The sequence below is a fragment of the Terracoccus sp. 273MFTsu3.1 genome (genome assembly GCF_000383675.1).
Lineage (GTDB): Bacteria > Actinomycetota > Actinomycetes > Actinomycetales > Dermatophilaceae > Terrabacter.
In genome coordinates this window covers 382,445-400,158 of sequence record NZ_KB911822.1, presented here as the reverse complement: position 1 = coordinate 400,158, position 17,714 = coordinate 382,445, and the positions used below count along the sequence as shown (strand labels likewise).

Genomic DNA, 17,714 nt, shown 5'->3' with positions numbered 1-17,714 from the left:
TTCGGCGTACCGTGGAGGACATGCCACAGAAGACCCAGGGGGTAGCCACGGACACCGCGACCGCATCAGCCAGCTCGACGAGCGTCACCAAGGCGCCCGGACTCGACCGCCCGACCCGCAACATCTTCATCGCGCTCATGCTCGGCATGCTCGTGGCGTCGATCAGCCAGACGATCGTCGGGCCGGCCATGCCGCGCATCGTCGCCGAGCTCGGTGGCATCGACCACTACTCGTGGCTCGCGACGGCCGCGATGCTCGTCAGCGCGATCACCGTCCCCATCGTCGGCAAGATGAGCGACCTCTACGGTCGCCGCGGCTTCTACCTCGGCGGGCTCGTCGTCTTCATGGCCGGCTCGATCCTCTCCGGCTTCGCCCAGAACTTCTGGTGGCTCATCGCCGCCCGCGCCATCCAGGGCGCCGGCATGGGCACGCTGATGCCGCTGTCGCAGACGATCATCGGCGACATCATCCCCCCGCGTCAGCGCGGCAAGTACCAGGGCCTCATGGGCGGCGTCTTCGGCCTCGCCTCGATCCTCGGCCCGCTCGTCGGCGGCTTCGTCACCGACAACTGGGGCTGGCGCTACCTCTTCTTCATCACGCTGCCGGTCGGCGTCTTCGCCTTCTTCGGCATCAGCCGCTTCCTCCACCTCGAGCACACGCCGCGCGAGACCGTCGTCGACAAGGCCGGCATCGCCGCGCTCTCGATGACCCTCATCCTGCTCCTCGTCCCCACCTCGCTCGGTGGCACGACGCTCGCGTGGGGCTCCCCCGCCATCATCGGCATGTATGCCGCCGGCGTCGTCATGCTCGGCGTCTTCATCGCCATCGAGCGCAAGGCCGTCGAGCCGGTGCTGCCGCTGCGCCTCTTCAGAAGCCCGCTCTTCACGCTCTCCAACATCGCGGCCTTCATGGTCTCCGTCATGATGTTCGGAGCGATGATCTACCTCCCGGTCTACGCGCAGGGCGTCCTCGGGGCCTCGGCCACGAACTCCGGTCTCATCCTCATGCCGATGTCCGTCGCCATGATCGGCCTGTCGATCATCTCCGGCCTCGTCATCACCAAGACCGGCCGCTACAAGCTCCAGACCATCGCGGGCATCCTCATCATGGGCGTCGGCTTCTGGCTGCTCACCCAGCTGCACTACGGCTCGACCCAGACCGAGCTGACGCTCTCGATGATCGTCTTCGGCATCGGCCTCGGCATGGCGCTGCAGGTCTTCACCCTCATCATCCAGAACTCCTCGCAGCGCAAGGACCTCGGTGTCGCGACGGCGTCGACGCAGTTCTTCCGCAACGTCGGCTCGACCGTCGGAACGGCCGTCTTCGGCACGATCATGACGAGCGGCCTGGCCGGCAACATCGCCTCGCACCTGCCCGCCTCCGTGGTGCAGCAGATGCAGGCGTCCGGACAGCAGGTCAGCGCCGGCTCGGTGCTCGACCCGTCGGCCCTCGCGAAGCTGCCCCCGCAGGTCGCGACGGGTGTCCAGCAGGGCCTGGCCGACTCGCTGCACACGGTGTTCGTCTGGGGTCTCGTGCCCTTCGCGCTCGCCCTGCTCGCAGCGCTCTTCATCAAGGAGGTGCCGCTGCGCGACACCGTGCACACGCCCGACGAGGCCGGCATCGAGCTGCTCGACACGATGTCGCAGTCGGCGCCCGACGACGAGCTCAAGGTGCCCCTCGGCCGCGAGGCCGGCAACACGCGTACGCACGAGCGTCTGCTCGGACTGCGCCTCGGCCTGCTCGCCGACTCGGCGCTGCGCGGCGACCGACCGCTGCTGAGCCAGGCCGTGACCCGACTCGGCGAGGGTGACCTCGACGCCGGCGCGGCGCTGCTGCACCGCACGTCGCGGATGCTGACGACCGAGGACGCCGCGCTCGCCGCCGAGACCGAGCGGTTCGCCGTCGAGGTCGCGGCCCGGGCCAAGGTGCCCGGCGGCATCCTCGACGAGGCGCTCAAGCGCGAGCTCGCCACGGCCGTGGCCGAGCGCGACGCCCGCACGGTCATGACGACCGTCGAGCCGACCGTCGCCGAGCGCCACGAGGCGGTCGACATCCGCCTCCTCTCCACCGTCGGTGACGACCTCACCGCCGCCTACCTCGTCGACCGGCAGAACGCCAGGGTCGCCGAGCAGGCCGAGGCGTTGGTGCGCTGACCGCGCCCGCTCCCCGACCTGAACCGTCGAGAGGCCACGGTCTGTCGGTCTCGAGCGGTCGAGGGGCCAGAGCTCGTCACGAGCTCTGGCCCCTCGACGACGTGAGAGAGGGCGTATGCCGTCCGGCCCAGCCGCGCTGGGAGGTGGCCGCACGCACGGGTCCCAGCGCGGCCGCATACGGTGTCGGGATGAGCAAGGTAGCCCTCGTCACCGGCGCGTCCTCCGGCATCGGCGAGTCCATCGCCGTCCATCTCGTCGAGTCCGGGTGGACGGTGTACGCCGTCGCCCGCCGCGTCGAGCGCATGGCCGCGCTCGAGTCGCGCGGCATCATCCCCTTCGCCATGGACGTCACGGACGACGCATCGATGGTCGAGGGCGTCGACCGCATCATCACCGAGGAGGGCCAGGTCGACGCCCTCGTCAACAACGCCGGCTACGGCTCGTACGGACCGGTCGAGCACGTGCCGATCGACGAGGCGCGACGGCAGTTCGAGGTCAACGTCTTCGGCCTCGCGCGACTGACCCAGCTCGTCACGCCGCACATGCGCACGCGGCGCCGCGGCCGGATCGTCAACATCTCCAGCATCGGCGGCAAGATCTACGAGCCGCTCGGTGCGTGGTACCACGCCACGAAGTTCGCCGTCGAGGGCTTCAGCGACAGCCTGCGCATCGAGCTCGCCCCCTTCGGCATCGACGTCGTCATCGTCGAGCCGGGCCCGATCATCTCGGAATGGAACACCATCGCCCGCGAGAGCATGGTCGAGCAGTCGGTCGGCACCGTCTACGAGGACCTCGCCCGCCGGATGGCCGTGATGTTCGAACGCGTCGACACCCCGCGGATGAGCTCCGGACCCGAGGCCGTCGCCGAGAAGGTGCTCAAGGCACTGGAGGCCACGAACCCCGCGGCACGCTACCCCGCCGGCCGCGGAGCACGTGCCATCGTCACCGCGCGCCGGCTGCTGCCGGACCGCGCCATGGACGCCGTGATGAGGCGCGCCCTCTCCGGCTGACCGTCAGCGGGCCCGAGCCCCGCGCGGTCAGGCGGTGGCCCGGGCCGTCGGGTGCCAACCGCTGCGCGCCATCGACAGGAGTCGCTCGAGCAGCCGCCAGTCCTCCTCGACGGGAGGGATGCCGCCCCGCTGCCGCGCCGTGCCCGGGCGCCCCGGGCCGGTCGTCCCGTCGAGGGCCTCGTCCGGCTCGGCCGGGAGCGACACTGCGACGTGGAGGCGGACGACAGCGTCGACCAACGCCGACAGCGGGTCGTCGTCAGCCTGCCTCGCGCCGTCCAGGAGACGGCCGAAGACCTCGCGGACCCCGGGTCCGGGCGTGCAGCCGAGCTCGTCCGCGAGCAGCCGCCGGCACTCGTCGTAGGCCCGCAGGCCCTCTGCGTAGCGCCCCCGCCGCTCACAGCACTCGAGGACGACGCCCCACGCGGCCTCGTCGTAGGGGTCGGCGGCAAGCGCCTCCCTGGCCCAGCGGTGGGCACGGTCGAGGTCTCCGGCGTCGAGGGCCACTCCCGCGGCGTCCACGAGGGCCCGGAGCAGCTCGGCGTCGAGCTCCTCGCGCGCCTGCTCGATCCAGTCGAGGTGCTCGTCGGGCAGGAGCAGACCGCCGAGGGCGCCGGCTCCCCCGAGGGCGTCGACGACGTCGAGGGCGTCGAAGGCGCCGATCCAGCCGCGCACGGCGGCTGGTCCCGAGCAGGCGCGGGCGTGGGCGGCGAGGCGCCGGAAGCGGTGGACGTCGACGTCGACGAAGGCCGGGTCGAGCAGGTAGCCGCCCGGCTCCGTGCGCACGGCACTGCCGAGCCCGGGAGCGAGGGCGTCGAGCCGCTTTCGGACGAGGCTGACGTATCCCTCGAGGGTGCTCAGGGCACCCGCCGGCGGTGCGTCGTCCCACAGCAGCCGCACGAGACTTGCCTTGCAGACGGCTTGGTCGGGCCGCAGCAGCAGCGCGACGAGGATCTGTCGCGGTTTCGCCCCGCCGAGCTGGCGAGCTCCGATCGACCGGTCCCCGACCGACACGCGCAGGCTCCGACACAGTGTGATCTCGGCTCGAACGGGTCCCTCAACCCTCGCTCGCGCCCCCAGGCTCGAGTTCATCATGTCAACCCCTCCCTTGACCCCTCCATGGTCGGGCGGGGAGGCGGTCTGCCGGGTCCACCACGTGCGGGGAGGCCGGACCCGAAGATTGGGGGTGAGCAGTCGGCTCACTTCACGAACACGGCGGCGTTCTTCTGCTAGCCCATCTCCGAGCTCGCCGGGTTCTCCGGGCGGACGATGTCGAACCACCCCTGCTGGCTCGCGGCGACGCCGATGAGGGTCACCGCCAGCACGGCCGTCAGCGCGAGCCTGCTCAGGTGCTCGGTCCGAGGTCGACGGTCGGCGACCGCCCGATCGGGGTCGCCCGCGCCGCGGCGCAGGAGGGCGACGGCGAGCACGAGCGCCACGAGCTCGAGGACGCCTGCGGCGCAGTCCGGGAGACCGACGGCCTCGGGGACGCCGGGGTCGGGCCCGAACGGGAGTCCCCAGACGCGGGACCACACCCACACGACGAGTGGACCCACGGAGGTCGCTGCGACGAGGAGCAGGGCGAGGCGGTCCGGCACCGGCCCACGCAGCACCAGGACGGCCGCGGCGGCCTGGACGAGGGTGAGCGCGACGAAGAACCAGGCCGCCGCCACCCACTCCTCGAGGTGCTCTGGTACGACGGCCACGTGGATGAGCGCACCCCCCGCGAGCGCCGCCGCGAGGAGCAGCCTTCGCCCGCCGACGACCGCCGCCCACCCTCCGCGAGCGCGTGACGGGCGCACGGTGTCGAGCCGACCACCGAGGAACATCGTGACCCAGGCCACAGCACCGAGGTTCGTCAGGAGCAGCAGGCCCGTCCCGACCCCCGTGGCGCGCACCTGCAACCACCACGTGTCCGCGCGCAGCCGTTCGATGCAGTCCGCCCGGCAGTCGCCGCGCATCGAGGACATCATCTCGAGCTGCCCGGACTGGAGGTGGAAGTCGTAGGCCGCCCCGACCGCCATCTCGACGAACCCGACGAGCGTGGCTGCCACGACGACGAGTCCGGCGGTCAGCAGGAGCGGGGTCCGGCCGCCACCCCTGCGCCGATCCGCTACGTGCACGGCGAGGGCGAGGGCGCCGAGGACGGCGCAGACGTAGAACGGGACGACGACGCTCGACTCGTGCCACCACGTCGTGTACGGACCCTGGCCGCGACCGACGGCCCCGACCGCTCCGCGCATCGACGTCACCCAGAAGCCGTCCGCGTACGCGAGCACCACGGCGAGCGGCAGCACCGTCGCCCACGGGACGGCCCGGCGGCGACCCGGGACCGTGGGTGGGGCCGGTACGACGGTCGAGGAGGTGGTCATGGCAGTGCCTTTCCTTCCCAGTGGTGGATCACGGCGTATGCCGTGTCGTGATCCTCCGCGGGGAGGGCGACGACACGGCATACGCTCCCTACGGCGTGATCTCCCAGCCGAACATCATCGCGTGGTCCTCGTGGGCAAGGTTGTGGCAGTGGGCGACGTACGGTCCGACGAAGTCGCGGAACCCGCGGTAGACGATGACCGACTCGCCTGGGTCGAGGGCCGCGAGGTCCTCGCGCGAGACGTCGTCGGGGTGACTGGGGTCGCCCTTCGTCGTGTCCTTGCCGTTGCGCATGACGACGCGGTGCTCCTCCATGTGCAGGTGGAACGGGTGCACCCAGCCGCCACCGCCGTTGCGGATCTCCCAGAGGTTGAAGCTCCCGACCTTCTGCTGCGCGGGCAGCGTCTTGCCGGCCGGGTTCTTGAGGCTCACGCCGTCGTGCGACGGGTCGAACGGCTGGCCGTTGATGAGCCACTCGACGTCTGCGGACGAGCTGCCCCGCTCCACCTCGAAGATGAGCCGGTTGTCGAGCATGCTCTGCCAGTTGCCGGGCAGCGGTGGCAGCTGGCGCAGCAGCTGGCCCGGCGCCGGAATGAGGCTGTCGTCCGGGGCGTCGTCGCCGATGACGAACTTGAGCACCGGGACCTTGTAGTTCGGGTCCGGGGAGAACCGGGACGAGTTCGACCACATGCGCCCGTTGGGCATCTTCATGACGTTCGTCAGGTAGACGACGTCGCCCTTCGTCGTGGGCGTGCCGTCCTGGTATCGGGTGAAGTCGACGATGACCTCGCGCCGCTTGGCCGGCCACAGCTCGAACGAGTCGCGCTTGATCGCGAACGGCAGCAGGCCTCCGTCCGAGGCGACCTGCGTGAACTGCATGCACTGCTGCCCGTCGGGGATGCGGTACTGCCCCTCGAGCTCGTCACCGCTGTAGCCGAGGGACGCCGACGACTTCGGGCCCTTGGTCGAGGCCATGAGCTTGAACTCGTAGATGCGGGCGAGGGAGGCGTCGAGGAAGCGGAAGCGGTACTTCCGCCGCCGCACGACCATCGTCGGGTAGGCCGTGCCGTTCACGGTGAAGATGTCGCCGACGAAGCCGTGGTTCGGGAAGTGCTTGTAGAAGGTCTTGCCCCACCACTCCGGGTGCGTCGCCGGGTTCTTCGCGGCCGGGAACTCCCCCATCCCGTCGTGGACGTCCTTGTGCGTCGTGACACCGTCGTCGAGGCGGCAGTCGTAGAAGGCGAGGGGGACGTCGTAGTCGACGTCGAACGAGCCGTCGGCGTTGTCCCGACGCACGCCGGGCAGCCTGAGCCCCTGGCGCTCGTCACCCATGTCCAGGCCGTACTTCGGGTCGTAGATGGGGTAGAGCCCGACCATGCCCTTGTAGACGTTGGAGCCGGTGTGGTCCATCCGGTGGTCGTGGAACCAGAAGAAGCTCTGCTTCTCGCGGTCGTCACCACCGGCCGGCCAGTTGAGGTAGAGGTTGTCGCAGAAGGTGCCCGGCCCGTAGCCGGTCGACTTGGGACCGTAGGTCATGCAGTAGTGCGGGTTGCCGTCGCTCTCGGGTGCGGTGTGGCCGTTGTGCAGGTGGGTGAGGAACGACCAGTCCGGGGACCCGAAGTCCTGCCGGTCCAGGCCCAGCGGGTTCTCGTCGAGGTGGTTCTCGAAACGGACGAGGACGGGCTTGCCGTACTCCGCGTTGATCCGCGGCCCCGGGAAGGTGCCGTTGAAGCCGTAGATGGTGCTCATCGGCAACCACCGCTTCGTGCCGGCGGCGTAGGTCGCTCCGTACGCGTCGAACGACACCGTGGGCTTCCCGTTGGAGTCGATGGGGAGCACCTGCGAGGTGGTGAACGAGTGGGTGCGCAGGAGCAGGTCGATCTTGTAGACGATCGGGTCCGGGTAGCCGATCTTCGAGGGCCAGATCTGGTGCTGCTCGCTGCCGAACGAGTTCTGCTGTCCCACACCCGGTCCCGGAGGCTTGGCCCAGCCGCTGAAGGTCGAGGCCGGGACCGGGGAGAGTGCCTTCGGGATCGGCAGCGGGTCGGTGAAGGGCGACAGGATCAGCGGGCTCGTCGGGAAGGCCTCGACGTAGAAGAGCAGGTCGCCCAACGTCGTCGACGAGGCGGCGAAGGCGCCGTCGGGCGACAGCAGTCCCTGCTGGGCCAGGACGGGACCGCCGAATCCGCGGGCCGCGACGATGGCGGCCCCGAGCCCGCCTGCGGCCCCGAGCCGGAGGAGGGTGCGTCGCTGGATCCCGCCGGACTCGGTCGAGTGCGGGTCGAACTGTTCCGAAGACGTGGACGTGCTCATGCCTGCTCCTCAGGTGGTGGAGGGCGAGCTCCGTGGCGCCTGCAGCTCCACGGAGCCCGACGTTCCGGTCGAACTGTTCTGCGGCAGTGGCTCCCTCGACCTGCGAGGGAGATCCACGCCCATGGTGGGCGCACGTGCTCGGGAGAACCTCGGGGTCCGCCGGGGGGGGGGGGCGGGGGGGGGGGGGGGGGGGGGGGGGGGGGGCTCCCCGGGGACTGCGCAGTGAGGGCCGACACACTCCGAAGGCTTCGGATTCGTGGGACAGCGCCCGGGGGCAGGGCTGATACTGGCGGGATCAGATGCTCCCGGGGGGGTGCCCATGAAGGCTTCACCGTGCGTCGACAGCACACAGACGTCCGTCCTCGTCGTGGACGACCACAAGGTCCTGGCGGACGCCATCGGGCTCGTGATCAACGGCGAGCCCGATCTCCACTGTGTCGCAACGGCGCTCAACGCCGCCCAGGCCCGCGCGCTCGCTGCCTACTGGCAGCCGGACGTCATCCTCATGGATGTCAGGCTCGGCCAGGATGACGGCATCGACCTCGCTACGGACCTCATGGAGGCCGTGCCGGACGTGCGGATCATCGTGCTCAGCGCGTTCGTCGACCACGCCCTGCTGACGCGATCGCTCAACGCCGGGGCGTGCGCGCTGCTGCCCAAGGACGGCTCGCTCGACGAGATCCTCGGTGCGGTGCGGTCCTCGACCCGCAAGGGCTTCGCCATCGACCCCGGACTGCTACGTACCATCGTGCGGACAGGGGCGGACCGGCACCGGGCCCCCGTGCCTCGCCTGACGCCACGCGAGGCCGACGTGCTTCGCCGCCTCGCCGACGGTGCCGACGCCGTGATGATCGCGCGCGAGCTGGGGATCTCGGTGCTGACGTGTCGCGGCTACGTCAAGACCCTGCTGCGCAAGCTGCACGCGCACTCCCAGCTCGAGGCCGTCGTGACCGCGAGCCGGCTGGGCCTCATCGCACCGACCAGGCGTGGCTAGCGCACCGGGCTCGCAAGGGTCCGGTGGGACCCACGGCCGCCCACGGTCGATCGTGCGCGAGGCCATCACCCGTTTCGGGCTGTGGACGCTCGTGGCCTTCCTCATCGTCGCGGTCGGGGCGGTCCTGGTGGCACGCGCGCTGGCGGCGGACCTCGCGCTGCGCGAGGCGAGCCTGCGAGGCCGGACCTTCGCGACCAACGTCGCGGCGCCCTTCGTCGACACGGCGGTGCGCGCCCGGCGCCCGGACTCCTCCCAGAGCCTGGTCACGGTCGTCGAGTCGCGTCTGCGGGACGGGTCTCTCGTCCACGTCAAGCTCTGGTCGATGGACGGCAACGTCATCTGGTCGGACGAACGCGACCTCATCGGCCGCACGTACGTCATGGACGAGGACGTCGCCGCGCTCTTCGGCACCCAGGACGTCGTCGCGGACGTCTCGGATCTCAGCAAGGTGGAGAACGTCGAGGAGCGCACCGCGGGTCAGCTGCTCGAGGTCTACGTCGGCGCGTTCGATGCCGACGGAGAGCCGGTCGTCATCGAGTCCTACTGGTCGACCGAGCGGCTCGAGAGCGACCAGCGGCTGCTGCTCTACGCGCTGACGGCACTGGCCGTGGGCGCCATGCTCATCCTGACGCTCTTCCTCCTGCCGCTGGCCCTGTCGCTGGCCCGTCGGGTGGACCACGCGCGCACCGAACGCGGGGCGATGCTGCGCCACTCCCTCGCCGCCTCCGACATGGAGCGGCGTCGCATCGCCGAGGAGCTGCACGACGGCCTGATCCAGAACCTCGCGGCCCTCGGCTACGCCCTTCCGATGGTCGCCAGCCAGCTGCCGGACAGCTCGGTCGAGGCGCGCGAGCTGCTCGACTCGGCCGGACAGAGCCTCCGCGGTGACATCTCATCCCTGCGGGGACTGGTCACCGACCTCTACCCGGCCGACCCGTCTCTGCCCGGGCTCACGTCGGCCCTCGACATCCTGGCGACCCGGGCCGGCGAGTCGGGCATCGCCGTCGACGTCGACATCTCCCCGAGCTACGCCCACCTGTCCAGGGAGGCGATCCAGCTGACCTACCGCATCCTCCGCGAGGGGCTGCGCAACGTCGTCAAGCACGCCGGAGCCTCCCGCGCGACCCTCCTCGCCGCCGTCGAGGGCGACGAGGTCACGGTGACGGTGCTCGACGACGGCGGCGGGCCGCCTCCGGGCCCGGTCGCCACCGGCCACCTCGGCCTGCGCCTGCTCGAGGACACCCTGACCGACATCGGTGGGTCGCTGCGCCTGGCTCGCCGCGACGACGGCGGTACCGAGCTCGTGGCGCGTTTCCCGACGTCCTTCGCGAGCGAGCTGCAGCTGCCCTGAGCCTCCCCGGGCGGGGCGCCCGGAGGGTCAGTGCGGCATCCCTGGACGGGGGCCCCTGCCCACGCCACGGACGGCGTCGAGGACCGTGGACGGCACGGCATCCTTGACGATGTATGCCGCAGCGCCGGCCTCCAGCGCCGCCCGCCGACCACGCACCGACGGCTCTCCCGTCAGCACGACGACCTGCGTCGCCGGCAGGTCCTGCAGGATCCTCCGGGTGGCCTCGACCCCGTCGATGCCGGGCATCCGGATGTCCATGAGCACGACGTCGGGGCGGGTGCGCCGTGCGACCTCGACCGCCTGCTCTCCGCTCTCGGCTGCGCCGACGAGCTCGAGGTCACCCTCGAGGGAGAAGAGCGAGGCCAGCCCGATCCGGAGGATGTGCACGTCGTCGACGACGAGCACGCGGACGACGTGCGTTCCTGGGGCCGTCGGCTCCGAGCGGAGGGCGGTCACCGGCGGGGCCCCCGTCCTGCTCGGGCACACCTAGGGTCCGGTCCGTGCACGTGCTGCCCACCCATGACGGACCTCCACTGCTCACGTGCGATCGCTCGATCGGGACGTCCACCATCGTGGCGCGGCGTGCGGCGTGGCGCACGCGCCACCCGTGGGGTCGGCATACCCCCAATCGTGGGGGTGTGTCCCGATCCGACCGTGGTCCGTACCGGGGCGTCGCCGTCGGGGCGGAACGGCGAAGGGCCGGCTCTCGTGCGAGAGCCGGCCCTTCGAGGTGCGCGCGGTCAGCCCCAGACGAGAGCCTGGGCCGGGTCGGCGAGGATGGCTGCCAGGTCGGACAGGAAGCGGCTCCCGAGCTCGCCGTCGATGAGACGGTGGTCGAAGCTCACCGCGAGCTGCGTGACGTGGCGGATCGCGATCTCGTCGTTGCCGTCGGCATCGGTGACGACCCACGGCTGCTTGCGGATCGCGCCGAAGCACACGATCGCCGACTCCCCCGGGTTGATGATCGGGGTGCCGCTGTCGACGCCGAAGACGCCGACGTTGGTGATCGTCAACGTGCCGCCCGACATCTCGGCCGGCTGGGTGCGCCCCTCGCGAGCCGTGGCCGTGAGCTGGCCGATGGCCTGCGCCAGCTCGAGCATCGTCATGGCGTGGGCGTCCTTGATGTTCGGGACGATGAGGCCCCGCGGGGTCGCCGCGGCGATGCCGAGGTTGACGTAGTTCTTCTGGACGATCTCCTGGGCGGCCTCGTCCCACGTCGCGTTCATGCCCGGGTTGCGCTTGACCGCGAGGACGAGCGCCTTGGCGAGCACGAGCAGCGGCGTGACCTTGACATCCGTGAACTCGCGGCTGCCCTTGAGGCGATCGACGAGCTCCATCGTCTTCGTCACGTCGATGGTGATCCACTCGGTGACGTGCGGCGCGGTGAAGGCCGATCCGACCATCGCCTGCGCCGTCATCTTGCGGACGCCCTTGATCGGTGTGCGCGTCTCGCGCTCACCCGCACCGAACGGCATACGCGCGATGGCCGGGGCGGCCACGCCGACGGCGGAGTCAGCTTGTGCTGCAACGCCGTTCACGGCGGCGCCGCTCGCGTGGTTCGTCACGTCGTCGCGCGTGATGATGCCGTCGGCCCCGGTCGGTGTCACGGACGCGAGGTCGATGCCGAGGTCCTTGGCGAGCTTGCGGACCGGCGGCTTCGCCTTGGGACGGCCACCGGCAGCGGCCGCGATCGGGACGGCGGGGGCCGGCGACTCGACCCGGGGAGCCGGCGCGGCCGACTCGGGGACGGGTGCGGCAGCCGCGACCTGCTCGGTCTCGGTCGGCGCCGCGGCGACCGGTGCGGCGGCCATGCCCTTGCGGGCACGACGAGCCGTGGCGCCGGCCTTGGCGCCGTAGCCGACGAGGATCGCCTCGGAACCGGCGGCGCCCTCGGCCGGAGCGGCCTTCTCGCCCGGGATCGACGGCACGGCGGCGGGAGCGTCGTCGCCACCCTTGCCGTCGTCGATCGAGATGATCGGCGTGCCGACGTCGATGGTCTGGCCGACCTCGACGAGCAGCTCCTTGACGGTGCCGGCCCACGGGATGGGCAGCTCGACGAGCGACTTGGCGGTCTCGATCTCGAGGACCATGTCGTTGACCTTGACGGTGTCGCCGGGCGACACCTTCCACTCCACGATCTCGGCCTCGACGAGCCCCTCACCGGGGTCGGGCAGGTTGAACGTCTTGATTGCCATGTGTCGCAGCCCTTCTCAGTACGCGAGCGCGCGGTCGACGCCGTCGAGGATGCGGTCGAGGTCGGGGAGGAACTCCTCCTCCATCCGGCTCGGCGGGTAGGGGATGTTCGCGCCGGCGACGCGCACGACCGGGGCCTCGAGCTCGTAGAAGCACTGCTCCGTGACCTGCGCCGAGATCTCCGACGCCATGCCGAGGAAGCTGCTCGCCTCCTGCACGACGACGAGACGACCCGTCTTGCGCACCGACTCGACGATGGTGTCGATCGGCAGCGGCGAGAGCGAGCGGAGGTCGATGACCTCGATGCTCGTGCCCTCGGCCTCCGCGGCGTCGGCCGACTCGAGCATCGTCTTGACGACGGGCCCGTAGCCGAGCAGGGTCACGTCGGTGCCCTCACGGAGCACGTTGGCCTCGAAGAGGCCGCGCGGCGCCGTGGTCGCCGTCGTGTCGTACTCGGCCCGGTCGTGGTAGCGGCGCTTCGGCTCGAAGAAGATCACCGGGTCGTCGCAGGCGACGGCCTGCTGGATCATCCAGTGGGCGTCCTCGGGGTTGCTGCACGCCACGACCCGCAGGCCCGCGGTGTGGGCGAAGTAGGCCTCGGGGCTCTCGGAGTGGTGCTCCGGGCTGCCGATGCCGCCGCCGAACGGGATGCGGATGACCATCGGGATCTTGACCGCACCGAGGGCGCGGGCGTGCATCTTGGCGACCTGGCTGACGATCTGGTCGAAGGCCGGGTAGACGAAGCCGTCGAACTGGATCTCGCAGACGGGGCGGTAGCCGCGCAGCGCCATGCCGACCGCCGTGCCGACGATGCCGGACTCGGCGAGCGGGCTGTCGATGACGCGGTCCTCGCCGAAGTCCTTCTGCAGGCCCTCGGTGATGCGGAAGACGCCACCGAGCTTGCCGATGTCCTCACCGATGAGCACGACCTTGGGGTCGGCCTCCATGGCCTTGCGCAGGCCGTTGGTGATGCTCTTGCCGAGCGTGACCTTCTCGAGCTGGCCGGCCATCAGTTCGCCTCCTCGAAGCTCGCCTTGTAGGCGAGGTAGGCGGCACGCTCCGCCTCCATGACGGGGTGGTCCTCGGCGTAGACGTGGTCCCACATCGTCTCGCCGGCCATCGTCTCCATCGTGACGCAGCCCTCGCGCAGCTCGGCGGCGAACTGGTCGGCCTCCTCGTCGATCCGGGCGAAGAAGGCCTCGTCGGCCATGCCCTCGTGCGCGAGGAGGGTCTTGAGGCGCAGGATCGGGTCGCGGAACTTCCACTCCTCGACCTCCGCCGAGACGCGGTACTTCGTCGGGTCGTCGGCCGTCGTGTGCGCACCCATGCGGTACGTGTAGGCCTCGATGAGGAGCGGGCCGTTGCCGTTGCGGGCCTCGTCGAGGCAGTGCTGCGTCACGGCATACGTGGCCAGGATGTCGTTGCCGTCGACGCGGACGCCGGGGAAACCGAAGCCGCGGGCGCGCTGGAAGAGCGGGATGCGTGTCTGCTTCTCGACCGGCTCGGAGATGGCCCACTGGTTGTTCTGGCAGAAGAAGACGACCGGCGCGTCGAAGCTCGCCGCGTAGACGAACGCCTCGTTGACGTCACCCTGCGAGGAGGCGCCGTCGCCGAAGTAGCAGATCACCGCGGTGTCGCGGTCGGGGTCGCCGGTGCCGACGTTGCCGTCCATCCGCACGCCCATCGCGTAGCCGGTGGCGTGCAGCGCCTGGGCTCCGATGACGATCGTGTAGAGGTGGAAGTTGTTCTCCTGCGGGTCCCAGCCGCCCTGGCTGACGCCGCGGAAGAGCTGCAGCGAGCTCTGCGGGTCCATGCCACGGACGAAGCCGACGCCGTGCTCGCGGTAGGTCGGGAAGACGAAGTCGTGCGGCTTGAGCGCACGACCGGAGCCGACCTGGGCGGCCTCCTGGCCGAGCAGGCTGGGCCACAGGCCGAGCTCACCCTGGCGCTGGAGCGCGTAGCCCTCGGCGTCGAGCCGACGGATGAGGACGAGGTCGCGGTAGAAGCTCCGCAGGTCCTCGGGCGTCAGGTCCGCGACGTACTTGTCGTAGTCGGGATGGGACACGCGCTGACCCTCGGGGGTCAGCAGCTGGATCATGTCCGGGCCACCGTCGCCGACCGCGGGGGTCGGCTCCTGCAGCTCGGCGACAACCTTGTCGCTCACTGGGGCTCCTTCGCCGGTGAGACCGGCCTACTCGTTCGGCCCGCAAACGGGGGTCACCCGCTCGTCGGCTTCTGGGGGCGCAGGGCCGCCGTTCGTGACGACGGACACGTGCTTGGTCCTCGACCCGGAACTTACCGGAGAGCCCTGCGAATCTCACAATGCGGGACGACGATGCCCCCCTCTGCCGGGATCGCACGTGCGACGATGGCCCGACACTGACGACGGGGGCAAGCATGGGAACACCGGACCGTGCCAGCGCGTGGGCCGTGAGCAAGGCCTGGCGGTCGCTGCCGCGACGGACCCGGCACGATCTGGTGCTCGCGGTCGTGAAGGGACAACGACCCCGGACGGATCGTGCGACGTGGCGCACGGCACTCGACTGGGCCGAGCGCTACCCCGCCCTGGCCGTCCCTCAGGTCCTGATGGCGGCCTGCTTCGCCTACCAGGCCGCCCGCGGCATCTACGACCCGATCGGCTGGCTCGTCGGCGCCTTTGCCTGCTACCTCCTGGTCACGGCTGCGTGGACGACCTTCGCGACCGCCCGGATCCGGCGCTGCCCCGGCCCCCTGGACCCGGGGCAGCCCTCGGACCACCGGGCCGACCACGTCGCCTCCTGAGCCGTCGCGAGAGGGCGTATGCCGTGTGCCCGGGGCCCGCTCGCCGGCGCGGTCAGCGCCGGGTGCCCCAGGTCCAGGCCGGGGTGGTGAGCAGTCCCTGACCCTGCACGAAGGTCTCGCCGAGGTCCTTGACGAGGGTGATGCCGCGGGCCGGTGAGCCGAGGCCCACGGGCGCCTCGTCGTCGTCGGGGTCGACGACCCCGAGCTCGCGGATCAGCGCCTCGGAGTGGGAGACGACCATGACCTGGCTGCGCTCGGCCGCAGACCTGACGAGGCGTGCGAGCGGCGGGAGCAGGTCGGGGTGCAGCGACGTCTCGGGCTCGTTGAGGACCATGAGGGACGGCGGGTCGGGCGTCAGCAGCGCCGCGACGAGGAGCAGGTAGCGCAGGGTGCCGTCGGACAGCTCAGCGCCCGCGAGCGGCCGCAGCATGCCGGGCTGGTGCAGCTCCACGTCGAAGCGACCGCCGTCGACGGTGACGTCGAGGATCGCCCCGTCGAAGGCGTCGGCGACGGCGTGGTCGAGCTCGGACCGGCCGTTCTCCCGGATCGTCTGGAGCGCGGCGGCGAGGTCGCGTCCGTCGTCGGCGAGCACGGGCGTGCGGGTGCCGACCTGGGGCGTCCGGGCCGGGGCCGCGGCGTCGGCGCGGAACCCGTCGTAGAAGCGCCAGCCGCGGATCATCCGACGCACCCGGAGCAGCTCGGGGGCCCGGTCGGGATCGGCGAGCTCGGTCAGCATGCTCTCCCACGGTCGCAGGGAGCGGGTCAGCTCGGTCCAGCCCGGCCGCTCGGTGCGCCGGACGACAGCCTCCGCGGGGCCACCCGGCGAGCGGTAGGCGGCCGCGCGTGACCCGGCTCGGGAGCCGGGCACCTCGGCCGGATCGGACTCCCACTCCGCGGCATCGCCGTCGTCGGGTCCCCACTCCGAGGCCCAGCCGTCGTCGCTCCCACCGACGGCTCTCGTCTCGACGACACCCCAGCGGCGGCGCACGAGCACCGAACCGGGCCGCATGACGGGTCCGGCCCAGACGACCTCGCGCTTGATCTCGGGGTCACGCAGGAACGCCGACGGGGTGCCCGCCTCGCTCCCGGTCGACTGCTGCGGCAAGCCGAGGTCGACGAGGTAGCCGAAGTCGTCGGACGCGAAGCCGAGCCGGAGACTGATCGGGCCCCTCCGCCGGGTGCCCTGCACGGCATGGCCCCGGTCGCGGGCGCCGCCGAGGGTCGCCGGGCCGGCCCAGAGCGCGGACTGGAGCCCCCCCCCCCTCGCGGGCCAGGGTGCCGATGACGTCGCCCCGACCGCAGCCGGCGAGGAGCCGGAGCGACCGGTAGAGGCTCGACTTGCCGCTGCCGTTCGCGCCCGTGACGACGTCGAGCCCGTGTAGCGGCACCACGACCTCGCGCAGCGAGCGGTAGCCGGACACGGCGACGGCGGTGAGCATGCCCCGAACCTAGGCGGCAGGTGCGACAGCCCACCGCGTGCGTGGTCAGGCGGGCTTCACGACTCCCGCCGCTCCGGGGGCGAGCCGCCCGCGGAACGTCGTCACCACGACCACGACGAGCGCGACGATCCACAGACCGATCGCGACCGGCACGAAGGCGGCCACGACCGTGCTGTCGACGAGGATCTGGCCCGTGTCACCGGCGGGCTCACCGGTGGGGCTGCCGTAGGCGAACCAGCCGAACTCGACGACCCCGGTCAGCCCCGTGCTGGCCGCGACTCCGGCCGCGGCGAGGACCGCGACCGCTGCCGCGACCCCGCGCCGCGGCCCGGAGGCGTCGCGTCGGCGAGCGGCCGCCAGCCACAGCACCGCTGCGACGAGTGCCAGCACGCCGGCGGCCACGAGCGCGACCAGCGTCCAGGCTGACGCCCCGGTCGCACCTATCGAGGCCGTGCTCCCGAGGCGTTCGACGACCTGTGCCCGGCCCCAGAGCCAGATGTCGACGATGGGCTCGGCACCACCCGGGCCCTGGCTCACCAGGCGTTGGGTGGGCCAGACGATGACCGCGGAGACGAGCGCTGCCCCGGCCACGAGGAGCGCGACCACCGCCCACCGCGCTCGCCGACCCACCGGCGCTGTCGCCCCCGAGACCACGCGTCAGGCCCCGGGGTCGACGCCGTCGCCGCCGGCCCCGGCGGACCAGGCGGGCAGCTCCTGCAGCGACCAGCGGTTGCCATCGGGGTCGCTGAAGTGGACGAAGCGTCCCCACGGCTGCTCGTCGACCTCGGAGGCCTCGACACCGCGACCGACGAGCTCGGCCCGGATCGCGTCGGCGTCGGCGACGACCATCTGGAGGTTGTCGAGGCCGCCGGGGACGATCTCGGTCAGACCCTTGCCGATCGCGATGGAGCAGGCCGACCCGGGCGGGGTCAGCTGCACGAAACGGATCTCGTCGCTGACCGTGTGGTCGTGGTCGAGGACGAAACCGACCCTCTCGACGTAGAACTCCTTGGCCCGGTCGACGTCGGTCACGGGCACAGCCACCAGCTCGAGCTTCATGTCCATGTCCCGACGGTAGGCCCGCCCACCCACACTCGGGGGTCCGGACACGGG

15 protein-coding genes are annotated in these 17,714 nt (G+C 71.4%); 5 read left to right on the top strand and 10 right to left on the bottom strand.

Annotated elements, in window-relative coordinates; translation table 11 throughout:
• Positions 1-20 precede the first annotated feature (20 nt).
• Complete coding sequence (locus H283_RS0112145) at positions 21-2,153, top strand: MDR family MFS transporter (RefSeq protein ID WP_051103634.1); 2,133 nt, start codon at positions 21-23, stop codon at positions 2,151-2,153.
• Positions 2,154-2,341: 188 nt separating this feature from the next.
• A complete protein-coding gene (locus H283_RS0112140) occupies positions 2,342-3,163 on the top strand; it encodes an oxidoreductase (protein ID WP_020143796.1) in 822 nt (273 codons plus the stop codon).
• 27 nt (positions 3,164-3,190) lie between these two features.
• Here H283_RS0112140 and H283_RS24960 read toward each other — a convergent pair whose 3' ends face one another.
• The 3 genes from H283_RS24960 to H283_RS0112125 all read right to left on the bottom strand — a co-directional run bounded on the left by H283_RS24960 (position 3,191) and on the right by H283_RS0112125 (position 7,843).
• Complete coding sequence (locus H283_RS24960; RefSeq protein WP_051103611.1) at positions 3,191-4,174, bottom strand: BTAD domain-containing putative transcriptional regulator; 984 nt, start codon at positions 4,172-4,174, stop codon at positions 3,191-3,193.
• 215 nt (positions 4,175-4,389) lie between these two features.
• Positions 4,390-5,532 carry a hypothetical protein gene (locus H283_RS26680; protein ID WP_020143795.1) on the bottom strand — a complete coding sequence of 381 codons (1,143 nt, stop codon included), beginning with the start codon at positions 5,530-5,532 and terminating at the stop codon, positions 4,390-4,392.
• An 88-nt stretch (positions 5,533-5,620) separates the two neighbouring features.
• Positions 5,621-7,843: a multicopper oxidase family protein gene (locus H283_RS0112125; protein WP_020143794.1), complete on the bottom strand. Its 2,223-nt coding sequence runs from the start codon at positions 7,841-7,843 to the stop codon at positions 5,621-5,623.
• Between the two features lie 319 nt (positions 7,844-8,162).
• On the opposite strand from H283_RS0112125, the gene H283_RS0112120 reads away from it, so the two are divergent.
• A complete protein-coding gene (locus H283_RS0112120) occupies positions 8,163-8,837 on the top strand; it encodes a response regulator transcription factor (RefSeq protein WP_020143793.1) in 675 nt (224 codons plus the stop codon).
• Between the two features lie 52 nt (positions 8,838-8,889).
• The gene (locus H283_RS0112115) at positions 8,890-10,188 is read left to right on the top strand and encodes a sensor histidine kinase (RefSeq protein WP_020143792.1); all 1,299 of its coding nucleotides are present in this window, start codon (positions 8,890-8,892) and stop codon (positions 10,186-10,188) included.
• 27 nt (positions 10,189-10,215) lie between these two features.
• Here H283_RS0112115 and H283_RS24950 read toward each other — a convergent pair whose 3' ends face one another.
• From H283_RS24950 to pdhA, 4 genes are all read right to left on the bottom strand, one after another.
• Positions 10,216-10,644 (bottom strand): response regulator transcription factor, encoded by a 429-nt coding sequence (locus tag H283_RS24950; RefSeq protein ID WP_020143791.1) that lies wholly within the window; start codon positions 10,642-10,644, stop codon positions 10,216-10,218.
• A 284-nt stretch (positions 10,645-10,928) separates the two neighbouring features.
• Positions 10,929-12,383 (bottom strand): dihydrolipoamide acetyltransferase family protein, encoded by a 1,455-nt coding sequence (locus H283_RS0112105; RefSeq protein WP_020143790.1) that lies wholly within the window; start codon positions 12,381-12,383, stop codon positions 10,929-10,931.
• 15 nt (positions 12,384-12,398) lie between these two features.
• A complete protein-coding gene (locus H283_RS0112100) occupies positions 12,399-13,391 on the bottom strand; it encodes an alpha-ketoacid dehydrogenase subunit beta (RefSeq protein ID WP_020143789.1) in 993 nt (330 codons plus the stop codon).
• Positions 13,391-14,545, bottom strand: coding sequence for a pyruvate dehydrogenase (acetyl-transferring) E1 component subunit alpha (gene pdhA / locus H283_RS0112095; protein ID WP_020143788.1), 1,155 nt, complete (start codon positions 14,543-14,545; stop codon positions 13,391-13,393). Before pdhA ends, H283_RS0112100 begins: the two co-directional genes overlap by 1 nt.
• A 233-nt stretch (positions 14,546-14,778) precedes the next feature.
• Here pdhA and H283_RS0112090 point away from each other — a divergent pair, with 233 nt between their 5' ends.
• Positions 14,779-15,162 carry a hypothetical protein gene (locus tag H283_RS0112090; RefSeq protein ID WP_020143787.1) on the top strand — a complete coding sequence of 128 codons (384 nt, stop codon included), beginning with the start codon at positions 14,779-14,781 and terminating at the stop codon, positions 15,160-15,162.
• A 52-nt stretch (positions 15,163-15,214) separates the two neighbouring features.
• Here H283_RS0112090 and H283_RS24945 read toward each other — a convergent pair whose 3' ends face one another.
• The 3 genes from H283_RS24945 to H283_RS0112075 all read right to left on the bottom strand — a co-directional run bounded on the left by H283_RS24945 (position 15,215) and on the right by H283_RS0112075 (position 17,666).
• On the bottom strand, positions 15,215-16,351 hold the full coding sequence (locus tag H283_RS24945; RefSeq protein WP_020143786.1) for an AAA family ATPase: 1,137 nt from the start codon (positions 16,349-16,351) through the stop codon (positions 15,215-15,217).
• A gap of 295 nt (positions 16,352-16,646) precedes the next feature.
• Positions 16,647-17,207 (bottom strand): hypothetical protein, encoded by a 561-nt coding sequence (locus tag H283_RS0112080; protein WP_020143785.1) that lies wholly within the window; start codon positions 17,205-17,207, stop codon positions 16,647-16,649.
• A 51-nt stretch (positions 17,208-17,258) separates the two neighbouring features.
• Complete coding sequence (locus tag H283_RS0112075) at positions 17,259-17,666, bottom strand: glyoxalase superfamily protein (RefSeq protein WP_020143784.1); 408 nt, start codon at positions 17,664-17,666, stop codon at positions 17,259-17,261.
• Between the last annotated feature and the right edge of the window lie 48 nt (positions 17,667-17,714).

Coding starts and splice junctions, on each gene's coding strand:
- H283_RS0112145 (WP_051103634.1), top strand. CDS start 21: ATGCCACAGAAGACCCAGGGGGTAGCCACGGACACCGCGACCGCATCA.
- H283_RS0112140 (WP_020143796.1), top strand. CDS start 2,342: ATGAGCAAGGTAGCCCTCGTCACCGGCGCGTCCTCCGGCATCGGCGAG.
- H283_RS26680 (WP_020143795.1), bottom strand. CDS start 5,532: ATGACCACCTCCTCGACCGTCGTACCGGCCCCACCCACGGTCCCGGGT.
- H283_RS0112125 (WP_020143794.1), bottom strand. CDS start 7,843: ATGAGCACGTCCACGTCTTCGGAACAGTTCGACCCGCACTCGACCGAG.
- H283_RS0112120 (WP_020143793.1), top strand. CDS start 8,163: ATGAAGGCTTCACCGTGCGTCGACAGCACACAGACGTCCGTCCTCGTC.
- H283_RS0112105 (WP_020143790.1), bottom strand. CDS start 12,383: ATGGCAATCAAGACGTTCAACCTGCCCGACCCCGGTGAGGGGCTCGTC.
- H283_RS0112100 (WP_020143789.1), bottom strand. CDS start 13,391: ATGGCCGGCCAGCTCGAGAAGGTCACGCTCGGCAAGAGCATCACCAAC.
- H283_RS0112090 (WP_020143787.1), top strand. CDS start 14,779: ATGGGAACACCGGACCGTGCCAGCGCGTGGGCCGTGAGCAAGGCCTGG.
- H283_RS0112075 (WP_020143784.1), bottom strand. CDS start 17,666: ATGGACATGAAGCTCGAGCTGGTGGCTGTGCCCGTGACCGACGTCGAC.